22 protein-coding genes are annotated in these 21,188 nt (G+C 43.0%); 7 read left to right on the top strand and 15 right to left on the bottom strand.

All coding sequences use genetic code 11. The features are described from left to right. Positions 1-6 precede the first annotated feature (6 nt). From U0021_RS08375 to U0021_RS08340, 8 genes are all read right to left on the bottom strand, one after another. On the bottom strand, positions 7-369 hold the full coding sequence (locus U0021_RS08375) for a phenol hydroxylase subunit P4 (RefSeq protein WP_114800174.1): 363 nt from the start codon (positions 367-369) through the stop codon (positions 7-9). Between the two features lie 72 nt (positions 370-441). Beyond that, the gene (locus U0021_RS08370; RefSeq protein WP_114800173.1) at positions 442-1,962 is read right to left on the bottom strand and encodes an aromatic/alkene/methane monooxygenase hydroxylase/oxygenase subunit alpha; all 1,521 of its coding nucleotides are present in this window, start codon (positions 1,960-1,962) and stop codon (positions 442-444) included. Positions 1,963-1,982: 20 nt separating this feature from the next. Beyond that, positions 1,983-2,249 (bottom strand): MmoB/DmpM family protein, encoded by a 267-nt coding sequence (locus tag U0021_RS08365; RefSeq protein ID WP_114800172.1) that lies wholly within the window; start codon positions 2,247-2,249, stop codon positions 1,983-1,985. 13 nt (positions 2,250-2,262) lie between these two features. Further along, positions 2,263-3,249, bottom strand: a complete 987-nt coding sequence (locus tag U0021_RS08360; RefSeq protein ID WP_114800171.1) for an aromatic/alkene monooxygenase hydroxylase subunit beta — start codon at positions 3,247-3,249, stop codon at positions 2,263-2,265. 24 nt (positions 3,250-3,273) lie between these two features. Then, entirely contained in the window at positions 3,274-3,522 is a 249-nt protein-coding gene (locus U0021_RS08355; protein WP_114800170.1) for a phenol hydroxylase subunit, read from the bottom strand. 118 nt (positions 3,523-3,640) lie between these two features. Then, positions 3,641-4,564 (bottom strand): catechol 1,2-dioxygenase, encoded by a 924-nt coding sequence (gene catA, locus U0021_RS08350; protein WP_114800169.1) that lies wholly within the window; start codon positions 4,562-4,564, stop codon positions 3,641-3,643. 129 nt (positions 4,565-4,693) lie between these two features. Further along, on the bottom strand, positions 4,694-4,984 hold the full coding sequence (catC, locus tag U0021_RS08345; protein WP_114800168.1) for a muconolactone Delta-isomerase: 291 nt from the start codon (positions 4,982-4,984) through the stop codon (positions 4,694-4,696). Between the two features lie 38 nt (positions 4,985-5,022). Beyond that, on the bottom strand, positions 5,023-6,132 hold the full coding sequence (locus U0021_RS08340) for a muconate/chloromuconate family cycloisomerase (RefSeq protein WP_114800167.1): 1,110 nt from the start codon (positions 6,130-6,132) through the stop codon (positions 5,023-5,025). Positions 6,133-6,280: 148 nt separating this feature from the next. On the opposite strand from U0021_RS08340, the gene U0021_RS08330 reads away from it, so the two are divergent. Then, complete coding sequence (locus U0021_RS08330) at positions 6,281-7,210, top strand: LysR substrate-binding domain-containing protein (RefSeq protein ID WP_114800166.1); 930 nt, start codon at positions 6,281-6,283, stop codon at positions 7,208-7,210. Between the two features lie 210 nt (positions 7,211-7,420). Here the strand turns inward: U0021_RS08330 and U0021_RS08325 are convergent, their stop codons facing one another. The 3 genes from U0021_RS08325 to U0021_RS08315 form a co-directional block, all read right to left on the bottom strand. Beyond that, positions 7,421-8,509, bottom strand: a complete 1,089-nt coding sequence (locus tag U0021_RS08325; RefSeq protein WP_114800165.1) for a type I glyceraldehyde-3-phosphate dehydrogenase — start codon at positions 8,507-8,509, stop codon at positions 7,421-7,423. Next, entirely contained in the window at positions 8,496-10,370 is a 1,875-nt protein-coding gene (locus U0021_RS08320) for a helix-turn-helix domain-containing protein (protein ID WP_264756295.1), read from the bottom strand. The genes U0021_RS08325 and U0021_RS08320 overlap by 14 nt, the downstream gene beginning before the upstream one ends. Positions 10,371-10,486: 116 nt before the next feature. Next, positions 10,487-12,238 carry a glutamine--tRNA ligase/YqeY domain fusion protein gene (locus U0021_RS08315; RefSeq protein ID WP_114800163.1) on the bottom strand — a complete coding sequence of 584 codons (1,752 nt, stop codon included), beginning with the start codon at positions 12,236-12,238 and terminating at the stop codon, positions 10,487-10,489. A 203-nt stretch (positions 12,239-12,441) separates the two neighbouring features. Here U0021_RS08315 and U0021_RS08310 point away from each other — a divergent pair, with 203 nt between their 5' ends. Together U0021_RS08310 and U0021_RS08305 are read left to right on the top strand one after the other, a co-directional pair. Beyond that, entirely contained in the window at positions 12,442-12,951 is a 510-nt protein-coding gene (locus tag U0021_RS08310; RefSeq protein WP_078255124.1) for a peptidylprolyl isomerase, read from the top strand. After that, entirely contained in the window at positions 12,899-13,750 is an 852-nt protein-coding gene (locus tag U0021_RS08305; RefSeq protein WP_227538680.1) for a UDP-2,3-diacylglucosamine diphosphatase, read from the top strand. The genes U0021_RS08310 and U0021_RS08305 overlap by 53 nt, the downstream gene beginning before the upstream one ends. A 61-nt stretch (positions 13,751-13,811) precedes the next feature. On the opposite strand, the gene U0021_RS08300 is transcribed toward U0021_RS08305, so the two are convergent. Together U0021_RS08300 and orn are read right to left on the bottom strand one after the other, a co-directional pair. After that, positions 13,812-14,390 (bottom strand): YceI family protein, encoded by a 579-nt coding sequence (locus U0021_RS08300; RefSeq protein WP_049236190.1) that lies wholly within the window; start codon positions 14,388-14,390, stop codon positions 13,812-13,814. A gap of 269 nt (positions 14,391-14,659) precedes the next feature. Next, positions 14,660-15,247 (bottom strand): oligoribonuclease, encoded by a 588-nt coding sequence (gene orn / locus U0021_RS08295; protein ID WP_078255127.1) that lies wholly within the window; start codon positions 15,245-15,247, stop codon positions 14,660-14,662. A gap of 152 nt (positions 15,248-15,399) precedes the next feature. Between orn and U0021_RS08290 the strand changes: the two genes are divergently transcribed. From U0021_RS08290 to U0021_RS08280, 3 genes are all read left to right on the top strand, one after another. After that, positions 15,400-16,077, top strand: coding sequence for a DUF2062 domain-containing protein (locus tag U0021_RS08290; protein ID WP_114800161.1), 678 nt, complete (start codon positions 15,400-15,402; stop codon positions 16,075-16,077). 337 nt (positions 16,078-16,414) lie between these two features. Then, positions 16,415-17,575: a methionine adenosyltransferase gene (gene metK / locus U0021_RS08285; RefSeq protein WP_114800160.1), complete on the top strand. Its 1,161-nt coding sequence runs from the start codon at positions 16,415-16,417 to the stop codon at positions 17,573-17,575. A 90-nt stretch (positions 17,576-17,665) separates the two neighbouring features. Next, complete coding sequence (locus tag U0021_RS08280; RefSeq protein ID WP_078255130.1) at positions 17,666-18,001, top strand: DUF3144 domain-containing protein; 336 nt, start codon at positions 17,666-17,668, stop codon at positions 17,999-18,001. 43 nt (positions 18,002-18,044) lie between these two features. On the opposite strand, the gene lolD is transcribed toward U0021_RS08280, so the two are convergent. Both lolD and U0021_RS08270 read right to left on the bottom strand, forming a co-directional pair. Further along, positions 18,045-18,722 (bottom strand): lipoprotein-releasing ABC transporter ATP-binding protein LolD, encoded by a 678-nt coding sequence (lolD, locus tag U0021_RS08275; RefSeq protein WP_114800159.1) that lies wholly within the window; start codon positions 18,720-18,722, stop codon positions 18,045-18,047. Between the two features lie 8 nt (positions 18,723-18,730). Next, a complete protein-coding gene (locus U0021_RS08270) occupies positions 18,731-19,972 on the bottom strand; it encodes a lipoprotein-releasing ABC transporter permease subunit (protein WP_114800158.1) in 1,242 nt (413 codons plus the stop codon). A 184-nt stretch (positions 19,973-20,156) separates the two neighbouring features. On the opposite strand from U0021_RS08270, the gene U0021_RS08265 reads away from it, so the two are divergent. Continuing rightward, positions 20,157-21,131: a hypothetical protein gene (locus U0021_RS08265; protein ID WP_114800157.1), complete on the top strand. Its 975-nt coding sequence runs from the start codon at positions 20,157-20,159 to the stop codon at positions 21,129-21,131. The last annotated feature ends 57 nt before the right edge of the window (positions 21,132-21,188 follow it).

The raw sequence follows: 21,188 nt of genomic DNA, 5'->3' as shown, positions 1-21,188 counted from the left end.
TCCCTCCTATACTTTTGCTGTACCAGCACTTGCTGATAAAGGTGTCTTAAAACGAAGTAGAGATTTGTGTGCAAAACCAATACTTTCTAGAGTTTCATTCAGATTAGGAGTGATATACTGATTATCCAACATAAATTTCGCCGCTGCCCAATCAATATTAGCAAAATCCGGATGTTGAGAAAATCCTGCTGGCATAAGTGTATCTAGCAACTCCTGAAAAGTAGCTTTTGGGGAAATTAAAAATGCTTTAGCTGAACAAAATAACAAATGATGATCCCAACCGATATAAATCAGTAAATTATCACCGTAATTAGCTTGTGTATCTCTCGGGGTGAACCGATAATTATCATTAATAGCTTTAACTGGCATAACAAATTCCTTCTGTCTATTAGAGGCTAGCATTGACTAGCCCTTTTATATTTTTATGTAATTAACCTAAAATTAGGCATATCCCTTATATTGTCTCCATAGTTTTTGATCTGGTGAATCATTAATATCAAAGTTATCAATACCAGGTTTAATATGAAAATACTCAGCAAGAATAGTTTCCAAATCAGGGCCCCCACAATTACCTTGCAGAATTTGATTGACAGGTAGCCATGCTTGTGAAAATTTTTCAGGCTCTCGATTAAATATGTCACAACAACCATCCGAGCAGAAATGGTAACGTTCACCATTATAAATTGCATCTCGATAGCTGAAGGTTGTTGGATCGCCATCCATTTCAGTAAAAGTCATTGGAATTTGGCAAACTTGGCATAATTGTGGCAAACCATCAGAGTAAAAGCGCTTACCTTCCGCCTCCATCTTTTTCGCCATCTCCCACCGTGGGCGATAATATTTATCAAAAGTATCTGGATATTTTTCGGACAGCCAATCCATCTCTTCATCAGTTGGTATCCATGTATGGAAACCTGCAGCATGGCCAAAATTATAAAAAATCCACCATGCCTGATGAGAGACATGCTCTTTTTCTTTTAAGATGACATCACTGTATTTTGGCATACGGATACCATAACGAGATAAATCTTTAAACAATGCGCCACCCGCTTGCTCAAAATACACCTCCCAGGCCTCCTTCCAAGACATGACTTTATTTGGAAGCATATAGTCCATCATCATGCCGACAATTGACAGCAGACGAGTCCCACGCCAAAACCATTTGTCAATCCATTCTTGAACGATTGGCACATTATCTTCATGTTGTTCCAGGAGAAATTTTACAATTTCAAGCCCTAAGGTCATGTGACGAGCTTCATCAGATTGGGCGCTAAAACCAAATGTAACGGTTGCCATATCGCCATTATGTGCTGCGCCTGACATGAAAGGCACAAATAATAAATTCGTTAAAACATACTCAAATGCAAAGCTAATCGCCAACAAAAACTCAAAAGGACCAGCAGAACGAGCATCCTCAAAAAAAGACTTTGGTACGGATAAATACCAGACGCGGTCATGCATATGTGACCAATCGCTAAAACCATTAAAAAATTTATTATAATGACTCATGGCATGAATTTGAGTCTGTACATGACGCAGCTCATCTATAGACTGCATTTGTGATGCAATGCGAGCACCAATACCGCTAAATTGTCTTCCCACATGAGCATAGCCTTGAAAGGCTTGATATTCTAATGGCGTTACTGCAGTCAAAAATAGCTTGATGGCATTTAAATATCGTTCATTACTAACATTCATCTGGCCATTATTTTGGGCAAAAGCATCAAAAATCGCATAGAGCTTCTTCTCTTTTTCAGCCTGATATTTCCAATAGGCGTCCATTGTGAGACGAAATGGATCCTCCCATTTTGACCAGTCCGTAATTTTAATACCTTCAAATTCTTCATAAGGAAATGCTTTTTTGCGATCAACATATGAAAACTCCCAATCTAAATCTCGAGTTAATAAGCGATAGCGCTCCTTGGCATTCATTTTTTTATTAGTAGCTTGGACATTTGCCATGATTTTACTCCTTGTTTTATTTAGTTCCAACATAATGTAAAGGTGTCGTCATCTTCATCTACATTACCACCTAAAGTAATCAGATTGAGCTGCAGCTCCTGAATATCCCAATCTTGTCCCATTTTCTCTGAGACGGTTTCGGCTCGCACTACAAGCCTGCTCTGGCTTTCTATACGGATCATCGCTGGTTGATAAATAATAGTTACTTCTGGATTATCTTCCTCAATAGCTTCAACAATATAACGAGAAGTATCATTATCCTGCAAAGCTAAATATACGTTTGACATACCAACTCCTTTTTTAAACTGTTAATCCAATACGTTTGGCTCTTTCTTCAATAAGCGCTACACCAATATCACTATTATCTACTCCCATTGCCATAGTAGACCAAGCACCAAAAGCTTCTTTAACTTGTGGTAGATATTCATCCAAGCAAGATTGTGCAAAAACTTTATTTTTCTCATTATCAGCAACAATTGATTTTAAGACGCTATCAGACCATTTGCGCAAATCAGAGAGACATTCACTCATAAATTCTGTAAGCATAGCAATATCTCGAACCCCTCTATCCCCCAAATGGCTATCAAAACACTGATAAACCAAAGCAATCATCATGCTATCTATCAACAAATTTTGATACAAGAACAACTTAAACCAATCATCTTCAGTCAAACTAAATTCACACAAACGACGAAGAGGCTGCCAGGCTTCATCATTTAACCAAACTTCTTTGGCGGTATTGAGTGATTTGGCGGTATTGGCATCTAGCAATAAGCCTATTCTGGACAGATACTGCGCCATACCTAATCTATCCATCGCTCCAAAAATGCAGGCTTGAGTCAATGTTGTACCATAGCCATAAGCACTGCCAGACATCATATGTAGATTTGCGGTCTGCTCCACATAGCGAAACGGCACTAAAGCTTTAATGATAGTCTGTTTGACATCTTCATTAATATTATCTACCAAATGACGTTTTTCGAAAAAAGCATAACTATTTTCTGCCAAGTCCTGCATTTTGGCACGATTTTGTACATACGCGCCATAATAAAACTGACGCGGATCCTTTAGCGCATACCAGTCTTGCATACCAATCTGGCTATGCGTGGGGTCATTTAAGGTTTTTTCTGGCTTCCATAATGGACGGTAATGAAAATTCGTGGTTCCTTGTATATCAAAGCTAGCCTCTTGATAACGCGTTGCTGGCTTTGGACCAAAACGTCTTTCTATATAAGCATAAGTGTGACGAACAGGTTCTAATGTGGCGGTTTTAATTTCTAAAGACATGACAATTCCCTTATAGCAAAATTATTATTCCTTGAGAGCTTGACGAACAATTGTGGGCTCTATACCATAACGCCATTTATCTTCTAAGGCATCATTGATTTGTTCTTGCTCTTTGGTCATATGAATGACCTGATTATTCTTACAGAATGCTTCAAAGGCCTCCTTAGGCAAAACTAGCTCAACGAACAACGTAGGATCGCCGATAGCAAAATCAAACTCCACAAATCTATCATCAATCCCACCCGTGACTCGGATATATTTGTTTAATTGCATTGTTCATCCCTGCAATGATTTAATCAAACTGAATGCGATATGAAATATCAATATTTAGTGTTCTTACATAGGATAAGGAAATATTTTGTAAAAACACTAAATATTTTATGTTTTAAACTCAGCCCTGAGCTCGTCTTCTCTCAACTTGCGTATCAGGTGAAGTTGAGGTATCTTTAGTGAGTTTAAAATCAAAATTGATATATTTAAATGGCTTATCTAAATTATACTCTGCTAAATCTTCAGGGCTAGACTTATCAGCAACAGTCGCAATCAAACCTTCTCGTGTCGCAAATGCAAAATCATCCCATAAATATTCATCGCCTTCGATATTAAACTGAGTTGTCAGTTTGCGAAAACCGTCTGCAGTAATAAAGTAATGAACATGTGACGGACGTTGACCATGACGACCTAACAAGGTTAACAATTTTTGAGTTGGTCCATCTGGAGGGCAGCCATAACCTACTGGCATAGTGGTTAAGGCTCTATAACGACCATTTTCATCCGTATAGATGGTACGACGCAAATTAAACTCTGATTGTGTTTTGTCAAAGAATGAATAGTTGCCCTGACCATTAGCATGCCATATTTCTACCTTAGCGTTGGGCAGAACATTACCATCAACATCACTTACCACGCCTTCAATGATCAGCGTATCCATAATACCCTCTTCTGCACCGTCATCCATACGGGCAAAACCAACAGATTCTGGTGCTCCTGCTACATACAATGGACCTTCAATGGTACGTGGCGTACCACCTTGCTCCACACCCGCTTGCGCATCTTTAGCATCCTCTAGCAGGTCCATAAAGTGCTCCAAGCCAAGGCCTGGCACAAGCAACCCTACTTCATTTGCTTGTCCTAAATCAGCGATATACTCTAGACCCTTCCAAAGCTCGTTTTGGGTGATATTCAAATCGACAATTGCTTCAAATAAATCACCCAACAGCCGCACAACAATCTCTTGCACACGGGTATTTACCTCGCCTGTGGCATTGTCCACATTCATTTTCTTAACTAGGGCATCAATTTCTTGACGATTCATACATAACTCCTTTTATACCGACGGGGACTTATAGCTAGCTTTTAGCTAGCTATGATTGATAGAACGACAATCTTGTCGTTTGCTATGTAAGTGCATAGCCACATTGTTTTTACAACAATTTTTCTATTCCTAGCTATCATCATCACGAATGGATGATGGATGGCGATTAAGAGGCATCACCTCAATATTCATAAAAGGGTAAAGTGGCAGTCCCTGCAAAATGGAGTGTAACTCCTCATTATTCTCTACATCAAAAATGCTAATGTTGGAGTATTGACCGGAGATTCTCCACAAATGTCTCCATTTACCCTGTTTTTGCAGTTCCTGAGAATAGGCTTTCTCGGTCGCCTTGATTTCCTCTGCTTTTTGCTTGTCAATATCAAGAGGTATATTTACATCCATTCTGACATGGTAAAGCATAATATCTCCTTATTTTTTGGTTGCACAAAATCTAATGATCATCGAGTGAGCGCTAAAACCTTTTCTTCGTCCAGTGCGATACCAAGCCCTGCGCTTTTCGGAACCTTTAATTCAAAGCTCTCATAAACCAAAGGCTCTTTTAAAATCTCCTCTGTCAAAAGTAGCGGCGCAAAAAGCTCTGTTCCATAAGCCAAACTCTCAAAAGTACTAAAGACATGGGCAGATGCAATCGTCCCTACTGCACCCTCTAGCATGGTACCACCATACAAGTCAATTCCTGCAAGGCTGGCGATTTTACCAATGTCACAAGCTTCCATTAATCCACCTGCTTGTTCAATCTTCACTGCAAACACATCAGCACTATGTTTTTTGGCAAGTTGATACGCATTTTTAGGATACATGACCGCTTCATCTGCCATGATTGCCACATCAAAACGACTGGTAAGTTCGGCAAGCAACTCAGTATTATCAATAGCACAAGGTTGTTCGATCAGATCAATATTACCATCTTGCAGAGCCTTAATGCCTTTCATACATTGCATCTTACTCCACGCACGATTAACATCCACTCGGATACTAGCATCTTTGCCTAACGCTTTTTTGATCGCAATCACATGTTCTACATCTTCCTCTACAGAGCGAGAGCCGATTTTTAATTTAAAAGCATTGTGACGCTTCAACTCAATCATTTTTTTCGCTTCAGTGATATCTTTTTGTGTATCACCCGACGCCAATACCCAAAGTACAGGCAAACTATCACGTAAGCGACCACCTATTAACTCACTGATAGGCAAATCCAGTTTTTTACCCAAAATATCAAACAATGCTGTTTGCACCGCACACTTAGCAAAACGATTGCCAACGATATTTTTGTTCAGCATTTGCATGATTTGGGCAATATTCATCTCGCTTCTAATATTAGTCAATAAGGGGGCGAAATAGGCATCTAAATTAGCCTTGATACTCTCTGGACTTTCCTCTCCATAAGATAGTCCACCAATAGTAGTTGCCTCACCCCAACCAACAATCCCTTCTGCAGATGTTATCTTAACTAAAACAAGGGTTTGTTTTTGCATGGTAGCCACCGACATCTTATGTGGTCGAATGGTTGGTATATCCAAAATAAAGGTTTCAAGCGATTTATACACAATATTTCCCAAATGTCTTTATAAATGTACTGTTTTATAATTCGGTGTATTTATACTTTAAAAGAATGTTAATAAAAAAACAAATATTATTTTTGCATCTTTTTATACTTTTAAGGTATAATTATTTCAAATCAAGAGTGGGGGAACTATGGATCTTCGTCATCTTAAATATTTCATCGCTGTGGTAGAAGAGCAAAGTTTTACCAAAGCATCCAAACGCTTATTTATCGCTCAGCCGCCTCTCAGCCGGCAAATTCAAAGCTTGGAAGATGAACTGGGCTTGCCTTTATTGGAGCGTGGCAGCCGACCCATCCAGACCACTGAAGCAGGTCAGTTTTTTTATCAATATGCCAAGCGGATTTTAAGCAGCATGGAACAGATGGTTTTGATGACAAAGAGAGTGGGTCAAACAGCTCAGACATTAAAAGTGGGGTTTGTAGGCTCACTGCTTTTGGGATTGCTGCCACAAATTATTTATGAATTTAGAAAACTACTTCCAGGCATCAATATTGAGCTCATTGAAATGGGTACTTTGGAACAGCTAGAGGCTCTTAAATCAGGCAAGATCGATGTTGGTTTTGGTCGGTTAAAGTTTAGCGACCCTGCGATTACACGTATATTGCTTAGAGATGAACCTTTGGTACTGGCAGTGCATGAACATGATCCGCGTTTTATGGGATTTGATGGGGTGTATTTAAGTGATATTGTTGATGAAGCACTTTGGTGTTATCCAAATACTGGTCAGCAAACTTTTGCCAATTACATTAAAAATATCTTTGCCGAGCATGGTCTTAACCCAAAAAACATTAAGTATGTCTCTAACATTCAACTTGCGCTTGGCATGGTGGCCTCAGGTGAGGGAATGTCTATTGTTCCACAAAATAGCAGAGCTATTTTGATGACTAACTTAAAATACTTACCCATACTAGATGCGGGAGTGGCCAGTCCTATATTTTTGTCATTTAGAAGTGGTGATGATGGAGAGTTTATTCAATTGTTATTAAAAACCATTGAGTTCATTTACCAAAAAATTGAGCTTAATGAACAGATTAATTTAAAGTCTTGTTCTGATAGTTAGAATGTTTTGAATTGTAGCAAGAGACGATAAAAATGCACTCAATTAACATCTACTAAATAGTTATAACAAAAATTTATATTTTTTTGTTTAACCACTTATTTTAAAAAATGGACTATCTAATAGCTATAAAATTAGGTTTATAGTAAATTACATACCATGATGCCCTAAAACCTATTACCATTTCAATATCAAAGATGATGCAAGCTAAGCTTATCTTAAACCTGCCAGCTTTTGGCACATATCCAAAAGCCGATTGGCGTAGCCCCACTCATTATCATACCAAGCATAAATCTTGGCAAGCTCACCTGCCATCATCAGCTGCTGACCATCAATGACCAAAGAGTGGCTATCACCGATAAAATCACTAGACACCAAAGGCTCATCACAATAATCCATGATGCCAAAAAGATACCCTTGGCTTGCTGTCATCAGCGCGTCTTTGATCTCATCTAGCCGAACCGCTTGCGCAAATTTGACAGTCAGATCAATCGCTGCGACATTGATGGTGGGAACTCGGATGGAGTGTCCGTTGATTTTACCGCGCATCAGTGGCAGGACGCGTTCGGTGGCATTGATACTACTGGATGTAGTGGGAATGATATTATGACCGCTGGCTCTGGCACGGCGAAAGTCGCGATGCGCTTGATCAAGCACGCTTTGATCTGCTGTTACGGCGTGGATCTCAGTCATCATGGCGCTTTGGATACCAAATTTATCATCAAGCACCGACAATAGCGGCACCAAAGCTTGGGTGGTACAAGACACCCCAGATATGATCGGCAAATTAGCGTTTAGCTCATCGTCATTTACCCCGATGACGATACTGGCATCAACGCTATCAAACGGCGCTGCGCCAATGATCACTTGCTTTGCGCCTGCTGTACGATGGCGATTGGCATCGGCATAGGAGCGAAATTGACCCGTACACTCAAGCACGACATCGACATCCAGATCCTTCCAAGGCAAATTCTCTGGCTCATCACAGCTTAGCAAAAGAATGCGGCGTGACGACCCGCCTTTAGTGATCGTCAAATATGAGGTATCTTGATCGGTGGTTAATGAAACCTGCGCGGCATTATCCCCTTGATCGAATCGCCCATGCGTACTGTCAAATTTTAATAAATGCAGCAATACTTCGTTGTCGGCGATATCATTGATCGCGACAATGTCAATATTGTCAAAGACCCCCAACTTTTTGATGTACGCTCTTAATACATTTCTACCAATACGACCAAAGCCATTGATGGCTAAGCGTAATTTGGGCGTATCGGCTTGGCGGTGTGAATTATTTGGTATCACGATCAGCGTCCATCTTTGAAGTCTCTATATACGCCAAAGCCAAGCGTATTTCATTATAAGTATAAGTTTCTCGCAGTTCATCAAAGATCGGTCTGATCTTGATGCCATCAGCAAATTCACCTTGAGCATCCAAATCGCGTATCGCACCTTCGATCTTAGTGATCGTCTCATCATCTGGGCGATAGTCTTGGATGGCATCAACGCCCATGATTTTGCCAATATCCGCCACATGACCGATAATGGTTGAGACAGCCAAACTGCGTTTGGCGGCAATCTCTTCTAAATCCAGCTTTTGCTGAACGAGTTCATAAGTTTCATTGACGGTGCTGGTCAGTCCATTGGCTTGGATTTGTCCTGCTTTTGCTTGATTTTGGGCTTTGGTTTTTTGGCTGAGCGCGCCTTGCTTTTTGAGCGCTCGAAATTTTTGGTTGCTGGCGATAACTTCAGGATTGGTCGTGCCGCCACAAGCATGGATAAAGGCTTTATAAATCTCATCGAGCATCGACTCATCAAACACTTCAAAAGCCTTGGCGTGCTCAGAAGACAGCTCAATGAATCGCTGATCAATGCGCTGCACCCATTCATCTAGCAGCAAGCTTTTGACATTAAAGCCAAGCAATTTTAGTCCATCTAGCGAGCGCAGGCGTGACAGCGCCACATAACCCTGACCCATCTCAAAGGTCTTGGACAAGTCAATCTCAGCTGCATCCAAGGTCATGCCTTGGGATTTGTGTACCGTGATCGCCCAAGCTAAGCATAAAGGCACTTGGGTATAGCTTGCAAGCACAGTGCCATCCTTATCCTCAACTGTCCACTCTTCAGGCTCAGCAGCCACTTCGCCGCCAGTATTGAGCCGAACCAAAGGATATGCCGTTTCGGTAATTTCATCATCTGCATTTTTATAGGCTTTGCCCGATACGCCAATAAAGCCGATCACTTCACCCATCGTACCATTATACACGCCCAAAAGCGGCAGATTTTTGACGAACATCACCTTAGCGCCGATCGCAAGCGTCAGCTCATCAGGGGCGCGGACACTCTTTGACAGTGAGTCTTGCAAGGGTTTTTCGCCCATTTTGGCGGCGCTATAGGTAATGGTCTTGGCGGTCAATTCATTGAGCTGCTTTTGATTGATACTATCAACATCGGCATTATGCGTATAAAGTCTTGTGCGGTTCAAATCAATGGTATGAGCTTGGGTTGATGTCAGCACATCGATCGCCTGCTGCGTCACTGTTTGACTGCGGATTTGGTTTAAAATCTCATTCAAAGATAAACCAAAGCGCTGCTTTTCATCGCCGCCCGTTTGGCGATGCTGCTCGGTGAGATAACAAATTTGAAATTTACACTCAAGCCAGGCCTGCGACATAAAAGCGTATTTTTCTTTCGATGTTTCGCCTTTATCGCCAATCGGTGGTAGCTGAAAAAAATCCCCCGAAAAAATCACCTGAACGCCCCCAAAAGGCATCTCGTTTTTTCGAAAATGCTTTAAAACTTGATTGATCGTGTCAACTTGCTTGGCATGCAGCATGGAGATTTCATCAATGATAAGCACCTTAGTATTTTTGATGCGCTCAAGGTAGTCATCACGCGTGGCAAGCCTTTGGACATTGACTTTATCAAACTCATTTTGGATACCGATACCCGACCATGCATGAATTGTCATGCCATTCATATGAGTTGATGCGATGCCCGTGCTGGCAGTCACCGCCACAGGAATTTGGCGCACTCGCAAATACTCAATGTACTGGTTGAGCACATAGGTTTTACCTGCGCCTGCTTGACCCGTCAAAAAAACATTTTGCCCTGTCTTTAAAATCGCAAGGGCGGTCTCTTGTTTCATAGCATCAACTTGATTGATTGAATTTGATTGAGTTTGAGATGATTTGTTTTCTGCATCCGTGTCTCACCCTCTCTACCAAAGCGCAGTCAAATCCTGGCGCTTTGGTAAACTGTGGGCGACTGATGAGCGTGCAATCACTCAGGCTTAAAGCTGTCTTTAAGCCCAACGATTTGATTAAATACTGGCAACGCTTGGGTATGCTCGGCGCTGTCAGCCACAAAATAACTTTCGCGCTCAAATTGGAATCTATCACCTGGATTGGCTTTTACCAAATCAGGCTCAATCACAGCTTCATAAACCGTCAGCGAATTGGGATTTAGGTGCTTGCGAATCCACAGCTCATCAGCATCAGCACCAGAGTCATCGACATCCACAGCGTCTGTTATTTCATCATCTTCTAGTAGCAAATGCTCATACAAGCGCACCACCGCATTCACCCCGTGGCTTGCCGATACCCAATGGATCACGCCTTTGACTTTGCGACCTTCTGGATTATTGCCCAGTGTATTTTCATCGATCGTCGCGATCAGTTCGACCACAGCGCCGCTTTCGTCTATCTTATGCTCTTCTACCTTGAGCACATAGCTGTTGCGCAAGCGGATTTCTGGATTACTTGGCGACAGACGCTTATAACCTGCCGGCGGCTCAATCTCATAATCTGTGGCATCAATATAAATAGTTTTGGTGAACGGAATTTGGCGCATGCCCATGTCCAAATGCGGATGCTTAGGCTGGGTCAGCCAAAGCACGTCACCATCAAATTCTGCCACTGTTTTTTCATTTTTAAGCTCATTAAATTTGGCAACAGCGCTATCAAAATTGGTGATAGTCACTTTCAGTGGGCGTAGCACTGCCATCCCGCGCGCGGTGGTCTCTTCAAGCGACTTACGCACGCTAAATTCCAGCATACGATGATCAACCAAGCCATCGGATTTGGTGACGCCCACGCGTTCACAAAAATCTCTCAAGCCTTCGGGCGTATAGCCGCGGCGACGCATACCTGCGACCGTCGGCATACGTGGATCATCCCAGCCAGACACCACACCCATATCCACCAAGCGCTTGAGCTTACGCTTAGAAGTTAAGGTATGATCAATGTTCAGACGGCTAAATTCATACTGACGCGGTGGAACATCGAACCCAACTTTTTCGACTACCCAATCATAAAATGGTCGATGATCTTCAAATTCAAGCGTGCACAGCGAGTGTGTGATTCCTTCATAAGCATCTGACAAAGGATGCGCAAAATCATACATCGGATAGATGCACCATGTATCGCCCGTTTGGTGATGATGTGCGTGCATGACACGATAGATCACAGGATCGCGCATGTTCATGTTTGGGTGTGCCATATCAATCTTAGCACGCAAAACCGCTTCGCCATCGGCATATTTGCCCTGCTTCATATCCTCAAAACGAGCCAAATTCTCCTCAATGCTCGCCTCTCGCTGCGGTGATGGCACGCCTGCCTCGGTGAATGAGCCACGATTGGCACGGATCTCATCAATGCTTTGTAGATCCACATACGCATCGCCCTGTTTGATCAGCTGAACTGCCCAGCCATACAGCTCATCAAAATAGCCTGACGCATAGCGCACATCGCCCGCCCACTCAAATCCAAGCCATCGAACATCTTGTTTAATACCATCAACAAAATCTTGTTTTTCAGCGGTGGGGTTAGTGTCATCAAATCTTAAATTACAAGCACCGCCGAATTCATTTGCCACGCCAAAGTTTAGGCAGATCGATTTGACATGCCCAATGTGTAAATATCCGTTGGGTTCAGGCGGAAAGCGCGTCAAAATGCTGTCATGCTTACCCGATGCCAAGTCATCACGGATAATTGCGCGAATAAAGTCATTTTTTTCAGTTGGTTGTGTGCTCATAACTTATTGTCCATGGTGATCAGTTTTAAATGTCATAATTGAATTATTTTAGCATAATTTTAGGTCTTTAAGCATGATTTTTATAAATCTAACACGCTTGGCAAATCATCATGCCCTTTAAATTTGCACAAGCACACCCCATGAATGTTATGCTATAATAAGCAAAATTTCATTCCATTCATTAATAGTTATAAGGATACTTCATGGATATGCCAGTTGTAGAATTTGATACCACATTTGGTCAAATCAAAATCGAGCTAAACGCTGAAAAAGCCCCTGTTACCGTTGCCAATTTCCTTGATTATGTGGAGTCAGGTCATTATGACGGACTGATTTTTCATCGTGTGATCGACGGCTTTATGATTCAAGGCGGCGGTATGGACGCACAGATGAACGAAAAACGCACTGGCACCCCCATCAAAAACGAAGCCGATAATGGTCTAAAAAACACCGTCGGTAGCATCGCGATGGCGCGCACTTCTGATCCACATTCTGCCACGGCACAGTTTTTTATTAATGTCAAAGACAATGACTTTTTGAATTATTCAAGCCCAACACCGCAAGGCTGGGGCTATGCCGTCTTTGGTCAAGTGATTGATGGCATGGATGTGGTCAATCAAATCAAAGGCGTGCCAACAGGTCGTTTTGGCTATCACGCTGATGTACCAACTGAGCCTGTCGTCATCAACAGCGCCAAAGTCATCAATAAATAATATGCTGAGTGCTGATTATTTTTTTACCACAAGACCGTCTGAGATTCAGGCGGTTTTTGTTAGCGATTTGCATCTATCGCCAATGACGCCTAAGCTTGGTGCGGCTTTTATCCAACTGCTTGGTGACCTAAAACAGCTGCCAAATTTAGATTCGCTTTTTATTTTGGGAGATTGGTTGGATGCTTGGCTGGGTGATGATACTTATGTATCGCTATCACAGGCTGACAAAACCAAACATTGGCTTCATCCTGTGATTATTGCGCTGAATGCTTTGGCAGATCATAAAGTGCAAATTTTTGTCATGCAGGGCAATCGTGATTTTATGATTCGTCAGGCGCTTTGTAATACGTTCAAAGGCGCACTGATCCAAGAGCCTTATCCCATTCGCACCACCCGCCATCGCATTCGCTTGGAGCATGGCGATGCACTGTGTACAGACGATATGAGCTATCAGCGTTATCGGTCTGTCATTCGCCATCCTGTGACGGGATTTATCTTAAATAGATTGCCGCTATCTATGCGTAAAAAGCTCGCTGGCAATATTCAAGATACTTCCAAAAACCAGAAAACCACCAAAGCTTTTGCCATCATGGATGTCAATGAAGACGCAGTATCCGCTGCACTCAAAGAGTATGATATTTTATTACATGGGCATACCCACCGCCCACATGTGCATCATTATGGTCATCAAGCGCGCATTGTGCTTGGGGATTGGCGCATGGAAGGGACTCAAGTCTGCGCAGAAATTGGCTTGATGATCGGTGAAGATCTACAGCTTGTGCAATTTAAGCATGGCTAATCTTTGAAGTTTCAATAAAAAAGAGCGCACTACACGCTCTTTTTTATTCGCCAGGTAAGGATTAATTCCCTTTTTTGCTGGCTTCTACCTGAATGTCGATACGAACATCTTTAGGAATGCCCACATCCACCAAATAATTCATGCCCCACTTGGTGCGATCAACTGTCGCGGTAAAATCGCCACCACAAACTTCAGCATTCAAAATTGGGCTGTTATAGCAATTAAACTTAGTCGCTGTTAAAGTCACAGGATGGGTTTGACCAAGTAAAGTTAGGTTACCTGACACAGACTGCAGTTTACGATTTGCGCCTGTCCCTGTGAAATAAAATTGATTTGAAACAAAACGCATGGTTGGATGTTGTTCAACATTGAACAAATTAGCGGCTTTTAGGTGCTGTGTAAATAGCGATGAAGGGGCTTTTAGGCTACCAACAGGAATACTGATATCGATTGAGCCTGTGCCTGCCGCACGGTCAAATTGCATCACGCCTGATAGCTCATAAAAGCCTGCCATGTTGGTTGAGGTGCCAAAATGGTCAATGCTAAAACGTGCGTTGGTGTGATATGGATCCAATTCATAAGTAGCCGCATTGGCAAAACCTGCCACAGCCAATAACGCGATTAAAGATAATTTTTTCATAACATACTCCATGTGACTAGTCATTAATTTAGTGCAATCAAGGTAAACCCTGCAATTTCATCTTAACCAAAATCATATTAAATGACAAGTATCACTTTGGTGAAAAAATTGTTGCCAAATCTGCAAATATTTACGCAACGGTTGTTAATGTTTTAACATTTTAAAATTTTTGAAAATGAGCATCTGACTTATTGATACATTCAAATTTCATCTAGCTTTCACATTGAATCAAATTATAATAAAAAAGCAGGTCAAATCCTGCTTTAAAATCAATCCAGCAATTTAAAAAAATGCTCGCGATAATGGCGCAATTCACGAATCGAATCTCGGATATCATCAAGCGCCAAATGTGTGCCTGTTTTTTGATACCCAGAGGCGACATCGGGACGCCAGCGGTAACAAAGTTCTTTGACGCTTGACACATCCAAGTTGCGATAGTGAAAATATCGCTCAAGCTTTGGCATTTGACGCGCCAAAAATCTGCGATCTTGGCAAATGGAATTACCGCACATCGGAGAGATACCTGCATCCACCCATTTTGATAAAAACTCGATCGTCTGCGCTTCGGCTTCGGCAAGCGTCGTCGTGCTACGGCGCACCCGATCAATCAAGCCTGACTGACCATGCTGATTTTTATTCCAATCATCCATACGATTTAAAATCACATCACCCACTTTGATCGCAAATACTGGTCCTTCGGCAAGAATGTTCAGATCATCATCGGTCACGATGGTGGCAATCTCAATAATCTCATCGTGCTGCGTATCCAGACCTGTCATTTCTAGGTCAATCCAAATGAGTGCTTTTTTGGCTTTTGCAGAAGGTTTTGGGTGTTGAATTTTAATTTTATCAGTCATAAGTACATCCTAAGTGATTTCAAGCATTCTATCACAGTACGCCTAAGCCTGCTATAAGCTCTTAAAAATTCAACAAAAATAACGGTGTTTGCGTCGTTTTATCAATAAAAGTTTGCTATAATTTAGGCTTTATCTACACGATAGCCACCTCCATGCCCAAGAATAAGATTAAAGCCTGGTTACCCACGCCCGAAAAATTGCGCCAAAATCGTTTGATTGCGATATTTGCGCCTTTTTTGGCGGATCCTCGACTGTGGCAAATCAATCGCAGCTCGCTGGGTCGAGCGGTTTATGTGGGTGTGCTGGCGGCTTTTTTTCCTTTGCCTGGTCAGATGCCACTTGCATTGATTGGTGCATTATTGGTCAGAGCCAATATTCCAATGGCGATTGCATTGACTTGGATTACCAATCCTTTGACTGCCATTCCTGTTTTTTGGTTGGCGTATTCACTGGGAGCGATATTGCTTGGAGAGCCTACCATTGGGCTTAGGGCGATTGGTGTGATTTTGACCGATTTTACCCTTTGGATGACCGCCGACGGCATCAATCCACTTAAGGCGCATCGGCATATTTTTTCGTGGCAAGCGATGGCGGTTGGGCTACTTTTATCCGCCATCATCACCAGTATCGTGCTTGGCTTGGCATTTCGCGCTTTTTGGAATTATCGGACTGTCAGAGATTGGCAGGCGCGCCACGGTTACAACGCCAAAGCCCCTAAATTTAAACAGCAAAAAGGTCATAAAAAGCGCGAGCAAGACCTGCAAAAACAAAATCTGCAAAATGAGCACGATCACACAAAAGTCGATAAAGGCGATAATTTTTCCATCTAAACAGATACTTTATTATATTGACGCATTGTCACTTAACCAAAACATAACTTCTCAAAGATCACTCCACTTAAGCAGATTTTACCCATTTTAAAGAAGTATATTCCACCACTCATTTTAATATGAATAATTTTCATTGGTATTTATGGGCATTTTGGCGTATAATTTTCCACCAAATACCTTTTATTAATGATCACTCTACAATCATTGCCCCACTCTACAGTCGCAGACTGCACCGTGATTTATTTTTACTTGTGTGAGCGGTATTTATTCTGTCAAGCCTAAAAAAGCCACCAGAATTTACACAATTTTTATTTTATTTTTTATTAAGTGAAACCTTATGAACTACTCAGTATTTACTTCAGAATCAGTGAGCGAAGGTCATCCAGATAAGATGGCAGACCAAATCTCTGATGCCTTGCTTGATGCCATCTTGTCTCAAGATAAAGATGCGCGCGTTGCCTGCGAGACCTTAGTCAAAACAGGCGCTGTCGTCTTAGCAGGCGAGATCAGCACTCATGCCAATATTGATGTCGAAGCGATCGTGCGCGATACCGTCAACAAAATCGGCTACAATCACTCAGATTTGGGCTTTGATGGCTCGACTTGTGCGGTGATTAATATGATTGGCAAGCAGTCACCTGAGATTGCCCAAGGCGTTGACAGACAGCGCCCAGAAGACCAAGGCGCAGGTGACCAAGGTTTGATGTTTGGTTATGCTACCAACGAAACCGATGTGCTGATGCCTGCTCCGATTCAGCTGAGCCATCGTCTGATGGAGTGTCAAGCTGAGCTGCGCAAAAATGGCACTTTGCCTTGGCTGCGTCCTGATGCCAAAGCACAGGTGACTATGCATTATGACGATCAGTTCAAGCCTTTTGCTGTTGATGCACTGGTGCTATCGACGCAGCATGATCCTGAGATCAGCCAAAAGCAGCTGCAAGAAGCCGTCATGGAAGAAATTATCAAAAAAGTCATTCCATCTGAGCTACTGCATAAAGACACGCTTTACCACATCAATCCAACGGGTAAGTTCGTCATCGGTGGACCTGTGGGCGATGCAGGTCTGACAGGTCGCAAAATCATCGTGGATACTTATGGCGGCATGGCGCGCCATGGTGGCGGTGCATTCAGTGGTAAAGACCCTTCCAAAGTCGATCGAAGCGCTGCTTATGCTGGACGCTATGTCGCCAAAAACATCGTCGCCTCAGGCTTGGCTGAGCGCTGTGAAGTACAGGTGAGCTATGCAATCGGTGTGGCTGAGCCGACATCCATTTCGGTGAATACTTTTAATACCGGTAAAATCAGCGATACCGACATCGTCAAGCTGATTCGAGCGCATTTTGACCTGCGTCCGTATGGTATTACGCGTATGCTTGACTTACTACAGCCCATGTATGAAGTAACGGCAAGCTATGGTCATTTTGGTCGCCAAGGCTCAGATACTGCCTTTACTTGGGAAAAAACAGACAAAGCCGACTTGCTGCGCGCGGCGATCTAAATGACTCAGATAAGCCTTGAGCAAGCCAATCTCAAGGCTTATCACACACCAAATAGCCCAAAATCATCAAATCACCCAAAAGGATAGCACATGAGTGACACTAAAGAATTTAATGAAGAAGAATTCCAAGCGCAAATGAATGCGTTTTTTGAGCGTGCCGATGCTGTCATCACGCTTGCTAACAGCCAGCTTTCGCCATCATCACACGCTGGTCAAGTGGCGGCCAGCCTCAATTATGCTGCCGCAAGATTTGCTGTCTCGGCGGCGACCATTGGCTTTGTTAAGGGTAGCGATCTTGCCAAAGAAAAAGATGACATCATCAAATTCTACACCGAAAAATACCAGCAAATGCTCTCTGAAAATCTAGAACAATATATCGAAAACTTTGACCAGTACACTCAGCTTGCCAAAGGGACACAGGCTTAAAACTTCCATAAAAAAAGCAGGAAATCTTCCTGCTTTTTTAAGTTTAGCTCGCCCATTGACCACTTTTCATCTCAAGAATTTTGTCAGCTTGGGCTGCCAAATGCCGATCATGGGTCACCATCAAAAGCGCCATGCCAATAGACGCTTGAAGCTCACTTAACAGCCCAAAGATCGCTTGTGCATTTTCGTCGTCCAAGTTGCCCGTCGGCTCATCTGCCATCACCAAGGCAGGCTCTGTCACCAAGGCGCGCGCAATGGCGACACGCTGACGCTCACCGCCTGACAGCTCACTGGGACGATGATGCAGTCGATGCCCAAGTCCGACGCGCTCAAGTAAATCATTAGCGCGTTTTGTCGCCTCTTTGATACTCACATCGCGGCGCATGAGCAGTGGCATGGCGACATTCTCGGTGGCGCTAAACTCTGCCAACAGATGATGAAATTGATAAATAAATCCCAAATGGCGGTTGCGCAGCTCGCCGCGCTTGGTTTCATTCAGATTGGTCAAGCACTGCCCTTTTAGCCAAACCTCGCCTGTCGTCGGCGTATCTAGTCCGCCAAGCAAATGCAATAGCGTGGATTTGCCCGAACCGCTACTACCCACGATGGCGACGCGCTCGCCTGCTTGTATTTGCAAATCAAGCCCTGACAAAACAGTGGTTTTGATTTTGCCTTCGTCATATACTTTGCTGATATTTTTGGCATGTAAAATGGTCGTCATACTGATCCTTATTCGTATCGCAAAGTTTGCGCAGGTTCGATTTTTGAGGCTCTGAGCGCAGGATAAATGGTCATTAAAAAACTCAGTAAAAATGAGGCTGTCGTGATGAGTAGCACATCAGATGCTTTGACTTCAGAGGGCAAAAAATCCACCGGATAGACACTACCATCAAATAAACTGACCCCAAATACTCGGCTGACAAACAGTAAAATATCATTGACCGATAAAGCAAGTACCACACCAAGCACCGTTCCAACCACTGTGCCAATCACCCCGATGATCATGCCTTGCACCATAAATACTTGCATGACAAGCTTTGGCGATGCCCCAAAGGTCTTTAAAATGGCGATGTCTGATTTTTTATCCGTCACTAACATGACCAAGCTTGAAACGATATTAAACGCCGCCACTACCACAATCAAAAACAGCAAAAGTCCAATCATAGCTTTTTCCATTTGGATGGCGCTAAATAAATTACCATGCGTCGTTGTCCAATCGCTAGGATATAGGCGTGGGTCGAGACTGGCAGCTTGATTTGCCACTTGCGGCGCTTTAAAGATATCATGAAGCTTCATGCGCAGACCTTGTGCACCTTCGGGCAACCGAAGCATGACGCCTGCATCACGCATCTGCACATAGCCCATTGTACTGTCAATTTCACTGCTGATGTGGTACACACCCACCAAAGTAAACCGCTTAAATCTTGGAATCACGCCTGCGGCAGATGGTGAGGCTTCTGGTAGCACCAAAGTGACCTTATCACCCAGCTGCAGACCCATATTAAACGCAATCGACTCACCCAAAACGATGCCAAATTCGCCAGGACGCAAGTCATCGAGACTGCCTGCGATCATGTGCTCATCAATGATCGAAACTTGTTTTTCGTATTCAGGTTCGATGCCAGAGACAATGATGCCAGAGACCTGACCTTCGGCGGTGAGCATGCCTTGTAACTGAATATAAGGGGCGACTGCGTCCACTTCCTGATTTTGAACTTTGATTTGTTCGGCGACGGGCTGCCAATCCGACAAAATCTCTGTCGAGGTGACCGCCGCTTGAGGCACCATACCAAGAATGCGCGATTTGATCTCACGATCAAATCCATTCATGACCGATAAGACGGTAATCAGCACCGCCACACCAAGCGTAAGCCCAATGGTTGAGATAAATGAGATAAACGAGATAAAACCGTTTTTGCGTTTGGCTTTTGTATATCTAAGCCCAATAAATAACGCTAAAGGACGAAACATAAGCGGTGTTCCAGACGTTAAATCATGCTAGTTTAGCATTTTTTATGAATAAATACCAAATAAAGCCGCCAATACCATCCGCCCAATTCATCAATCACACAAATTCATCAAGGATATTGGGTCAAATGCTTGATATTTTTTGGTGCATCCCCATGTAGATGGCAGTTATCTATGAGTAATGATTATGAGCAGTCAGACCATTCGTTATAATTATACGCACGAAAGCGCACCCATTAAAGTCGATTTGCCCCATGATGAAAATGCCAGTCATGGCGATCATTGGGCGATTTTGACAGATAATATCGCCCAAGATGTGCCTAATTGGCTACATGCCATGCTAGATCAGGCGACCTTACCCAAGGGTCTGTCCGCCCAAAATAGTACGGATAATGCCAAGCTATTATTAGGTATGAATGACACTTGCCACATCAAGCAGATTTTAACCATCAAAGATGGCGCGCCCAAGGCTTTTATTAATGCGTTTCCTGCTGTAAATAGCCCTTATGGCTTGACTTGTCAAATTGAGCGCATCATTCGCTGTGATTCGACTTCCGATGCGATTTTGTGCCTAAAAACGCCTGATGGCGCGACAATTTATGCTTTTGATCAGCTATACGCAGTCAATCGCACCGATTATCGCACACCAAAAAAATACTTTGTCAATTTTAGTGCTTGGGCGTATCACATCGAGCCAAGCAACCAAGAAGAAACCATCGTCGTTGAAGATCAAGAAGCCATCCGCCATCATCGCGCCTTTAATGACATTGTGGCAAAAAATGATGGTCAAATTCCTGATGATATCGACGAGCAAATCCGCACATGGCAGCCTGAAGACCACGAAGCAGGCAAGCCCTTTGCGCCCGTTGAGATTAATTTGGGGCATATGTGTGCGTATTTGTATGGCGAAACTTTTGGTCAAGAAGATGAAGCGTGGTGCCAAGGTCAAGTCTTAGGCAAATCAAAAACCGAGTTCTTTGGCAAAGACATCACGCTGTTTGATGTGGTGATTTTGCGTGAGCCGGACGCTGATCCATTTGTGGTGCGTATCGCAACACCAACCACGGATCAGACCGATGCCATTTTGGTTCATGATTATATCCAAGCCAATATTTGGCTACAAGCCGCCATTTATGAAGCCAATCAACGCTCATCTATGTGATTGATTCCTAAAAATAAACCACCCCAAGTGCTGGCATTTGGGGTGGTTTATTAATGT

The sequence above is a fragment of the Moraxella canis genome (assembly GCF_034424565.1).
GTDB lineage: Bacteria > Pseudomonadota > Gammaproteobacteria > Pseudomonadales > Moraxellaceae > Moraxella > Moraxella canis.
The sequence above is the reverse complement of the archived record's forward strand: the minus strand, read 5'-3'. Positions and strand labels throughout refer to the sequence as shown.

Bases quoted from the DNA above. Each gene is read 5' to 3' on its own strand.
- U0021_RS08300 (WP_049236190.1), bottom strand. From the start codon at position 14,390: ATGAAAAAATTATCTTTAATCGCGTTATTGGCTGTGGCAGGTTTTGCC.
- U0021_RS08355 (WP_114800170.1), bottom strand. From the start codon at position 3,522: ATGCAATTAAACAAATATATCCGAGTCACGGGTGGGATTGATGATAGA.
- U0021_RS08305 (WP_227538680.1), top strand. From the start codon at position 12,899: ATGTACCAACTGAGCCTGTCGTCATCAACAGCGCCAAAGTCATCAATA.
- metK (WP_114800160.1), top strand. From the start codon at position 16,415: ATGAACTACTCAGTATTTACTTCAGAATCAGTGAGCGAAGGTCATCCA.
- U0021_RS08265 (WP_114800157.1), top strand. From the start codon at position 20,157: ATGAGCAGTCAGACCATTCGTTATAATTATACGCACGAAAGCGCACCC.
- U0021_RS08315 (WP_114800163.1), bottom strand. From the start codon at position 12,238: ATGAGCACACAACCAACTGAAAAAAATGACTTTATTCGCGCAATTATC.
- U0021_RS08370 (WP_114800173.1), bottom strand. From the start codon at position 1,962: ATGGCAAATGTCCAAGCTACTAATAAAAAAATGAATGCCAAGGAGCGC.
- catC (WP_114800168.1), bottom strand. From the start codon at position 4,984: ATGCTTTACCATGTCAGAATGGATGTAAATATACCTCTTGATATTGAC.
- U0021_RS08365 (WP_114800172.1), bottom strand. From the start codon at position 2,249: ATGTCAAACGTATATTTAGCTTTGCAGGATAATGATACTTCTCGTTAT.
- U0021_RS08280 (WP_078255130.1), top strand. From the start codon at position 17,666: ATGAGTGACACTAAAGAATTTAATGAAGAAGAATTCCAAGCGCAAATG.
- U0021_RS08290 (WP_114800161.1), top strand. From the start codon at position 15,400: ATGCCCAAGAATAAGATTAAAGCCTGGTTACCCACGCCCGAAAAATTG.
- lolD (WP_114800159.1), bottom strand. From the start codon at position 18,722: ATGACGACCATTTTACATGCCAAAAATATCAGCAAAGTATATGACGAA.
- orn (WP_078255127.1), bottom strand. From the start codon at position 15,247: ATGACTGATAAAATTAAAATTCAACACCCAAAACCTTCTGCAAAAGCC.
- U0021_RS08310 (WP_078255124.1), top strand. From the start codon at position 12,442: ATGGATATGCCAGTTGTAGAATTTGATACCACATTTGGTCAAATCAAA.
- U0021_RS08360 (WP_114800171.1), bottom strand. From the start codon at position 3,249: ATGTCTTTAGAAATTAAAACCGCCACATTAGAACCTGTTCGTCACACT.
- U0021_RS08270 (WP_114800158.1), bottom strand. From the start codon at position 19,972: ATGTTTCGTCCTTTAGCGTTATTTATTGGGCTTAGATATACAAAAGCC.
- U0021_RS08375 (WP_114800174.1), bottom strand. From the start codon at position 369: ATGCCAGTTAAAGCTATTAATGATAATTATCGGTTCACCCCGAGAGAT.
- catA (WP_114800169.1), bottom strand. From the start codon at position 4,564: ATGAATCGTCAAGAAATTGATGCCCTAGTTAAGAAAATGAATGTGGAC.
- U0021_RS08330 (WP_114800166.1), top strand. From the start codon at position 6,281: ATGGATCTTCGTCATCTTAAATATTTCATCGCTGTGGTAGAAGAGCAA.